The organism is Peptococcaceae bacterium 1198_IL3148 (assembly GCA_036763105.1).
Lineage (GTDB): Bacteria > Bacillota > Desulfotomaculia > Desulfotomaculales > Desulfohalotomaculaceae > JBAIYS01.
This window is the reverse complement of record JBAIYS010000030.1, coordinates 1-2,550: the sequence shown is the minus strand read 5'-3', so window position 1 is coordinate 2,550 and position 2,550 is coordinate 1. Positions and strand designations below refer to the sequence as shown.

The 2,550-nt window shown below is 45.5% G+C and carries 3 protein-coding genes; all 3 read right to left on the bottom strand.

What is annotated here, in order from left to right; all coding sequences use genetic code 11:
• Positions 1-86: 86 nt before the first annotated feature.
• The 3 genes from V6C27_14715 to V6C27_14705 all read right to left on the bottom strand — a co-directional run bounded on the left by V6C27_14715 (position 87) and on the right by V6C27_14705 (position 2,410).
• Positions 87-1,706, bottom strand: coding sequence for an IS66 family transposase (locus V6C27_14715; GenBank protein ID MEG6617645.1), 1,620 nt, complete (start codon positions 1,704-1,706; stop codon positions 87-89).
• Between the two features lie 99 nt (positions 1,707-1,805).
• On the bottom strand, positions 1,806-2,168 hold the full coding sequence (gene tnpB, locus V6C27_14710; GenBank protein ID MEG6617644.1) for an IS66 family insertion sequence element accessory protein TnpB: 363 nt from the start codon (positions 2,166-2,168) through the stop codon (positions 1,806-1,808).
• Positions 2,162-2,410 (bottom strand): hypothetical protein, encoded by a 249-nt coding sequence (locus V6C27_14705; GenBank protein MEG6617643.1) that lies wholly within the window; start codon positions 2,408-2,410, stop codon positions 2,162-2,164. The genes tnpB and V6C27_14705 overlap by 7 nt, the downstream gene beginning before the upstream one ends.
• Between the last annotated feature and the right edge of the window lie 140 nt (positions 2,411-2,550).

Here is a 2,550-nt window from a genome sequence, read left to right as displayed (position 1 = left end):
GTAAGCGCTTAATATTCCGGCGCATTGACAAAATCAAAACCCGGGCACTGCTTATCTAAGCTGCACCCGGGTTTAGTATAATTATATTAGTTTTTTGTGTTACGGCAATAATCTGGTATTTTTTCTGACCAAGGCATAAAGTCATCCAATAATGAAGGATCGCCCTTAAAGTCTGTACCGGGCAATTTGCTAAAAATATGCACTAGATACATATATACGTTAAGGTTATTCGCCTTGGCCGTTTCTACAATACTATAAACAATTGCGCTGGATGTGGCACCTTTTTTGGTGTACGCAAACAGCCACGATTTCCTACCTACTACAAATGGCCTTATGGCATTCTCGGCTCGGTTATTAGATATTTCAATACGCCCATCTTCAAGGAAAGTTTCCAATGAATCTTTCTGATTTAGGGAATATGTCACTGCTTCGGAAAGTTTAGAACCTTTCAGGGCGTTTACTGTTTCAAGCCATGACCAATAGGCCTCAAGAACCGGTTTAGACCGTTCCTGACGCTGTATTTTTCGTTTGTCTGGGGTAAGCTTTACCAGATCTTTCTCGACGGAAAACAGTTGGTTGCAATATTCAAATCCCACCGCAGCGGTGGAACCTGCTTTGTCCCCGTTCTTGGGCATTGCATCTTGATACTTCCGTCGTAAATGAGCCCAACACCCACAACGGGTTACATCGGGTACCTTATTGTACCCACTATAGCCATCGGTAATCAGGTATCCACGGAAACCCCTTAGAAACCGCCTAGCATGTTCGCCTGAACGTGTGGGTTGGTATTCAAACAATACCACCGGTGCGTTACCAGTGTTACCAGAACAATATACCCACATTCGGGATTCTGACGATGGCTTTTTGCCTTCTTCCTTAAGCACTTGGATGACCGTTTCATCGGCGTGTATTACCGGCTCCTTTAGAAGATGAGCCTTCATTGCTTCCCACAGGGGTAGTAACCAGTCGATGGATGAACGTATTATCCAGTTAGCCAAAGTGGCACGGGAAAGTACCACTCCCTGATTGGCCCAGTCCTTTTCCTGCCGGTAAAGCGGCATGCCATTAACATATTTTTGATACATTACATGGGCCACAGTGGAAGCCGATGCAAGACTCCGCTTGATAACTGGTACGGGAGTAGGGGCCTTTACGATGGTGGCTTCGCCTGTTTCTTTTTCGCAGTTTTTGCAAACATAGCTACATTTAATATACCGGAGCAACCGAACTTGCGCCGGTATGATTTCTAGTTCTTCCCGGGCAACTTCCTTGCCAAGGGTTCTCATTTTTCCGCCACAGGCCTCACAGGCATGCTTTTCGATATCTAGTTCGCAAAGGATTTCCACCACAGGAACGTCTGCTGCCAGTTCTTCCTTGGTACGCTTGGCCTTTCTAGTATGGCCGGAAACCGAAACCTTAGTTGGCTCCAGAGCATGGCCTTTAGCCTCAACTTCAGCTTCGTTGAATAGGGAGATTTGATTATCATCCTCCCCCAACACATACTTGCGCTTTTCGCTGGATTGACCATACAGGGATTTTTGCATCTTGGCCAACATACCCATGAGCTGGTCTATCCGTACTTTTTGTGTTTCAACAGTTGTAGACTGTTCCTGTAACTGGGTAGTTTGTTCTTGAAGTTGTGTTTCCAGCTTAGAAATATATGCAGTTACTTCGGGTGAAAGCCCCGTAAAATCTATCTTTTCCATACCTAGATTATACCACGAAAACGTCGTTTTTCCTAGCAATATCAAGGGTTTGCGCCACTTTTTGCAGAGCTATTTTACCTTCATATGGCAAGCCTTTATTTAGTAGAAATCCCTGGCGGTGACTTCACCAAAACCCTTTGGTGGGTCTATGGACAGGCCGTCCATTAGCAGGCGGAGTTGCCTGACAGTGATGTTCCTTACGTCAGAGGGGGTGTTTGGCCATTTGAACCTGGCACCGGCACCATCTAACCGTTTGTAGTACAATACAAAGCCGTTTTTATCCCAGCTTAAACCCTTAAGACGATTACGGCTTCGATTGCAGAATAGGAAAAGATAGTTACCAAAAGGGTCCATTTTGAATTGCTGTTTTACAATGATGGATAAGCCATCCACTGCTCGCCTTAGATCTGTTGCACCACAGGCTAGATAGATACCATCGTACTCGGTGATATCTTTTAGCATACAGCATTCACGACCTTAAGTATGTCGGCAAGCAATGTGGGATTAAAACCTGGTTCCACACTGATTGTCAAATTGCCACATTTAAGCTTGATTTCGCCCTTGGCGTGTCCGTCTTTGGCCATGGTTACATCGGCCCACTGTTGCGGTTCAGCATGCTTGCTTTCCCGGTTCACCGTTGTGGCCCAACTGTAGTACCGGGTGTATTTAATGCCTTTTAGTTCGCACCATTCCTTTGCGGTCATCCCACTTGCCCTGCATTCGGCAACAAGCGCTTGCCTTTCTTGCTTGTTGTACACTTTTATACCTCCATTCCTAAGTCTTATGAAGGTATTTTCGCATATTTTGGGCTAGGTGACCATGCACCTGTTTATTAAGCGCTTAC

Excerpts from the sequence above, each read along its gene's own strand:
- V6C27_14705 (MEG6617643.1), bottom strand. The coding sequence starts at position 2,410 with ATGACCGCAAAGGAATGGTGCGAACTAAAAGGCATTAAATACACCCGG.
- tnpB (MEG6617644.1), bottom strand. The coding sequence starts at position 2,168 with ATGCTAAAAGATATCACCGAGTACGATGGTATCTATCTAGCCTGTGGT.
- V6C27_14715 (MEG6617645.1), bottom strand. The coding sequence starts at position 1,706 with ATGGAAAAGATAGATTTTACGGGGCTTTCACCCGAAGTAACTGCATAT.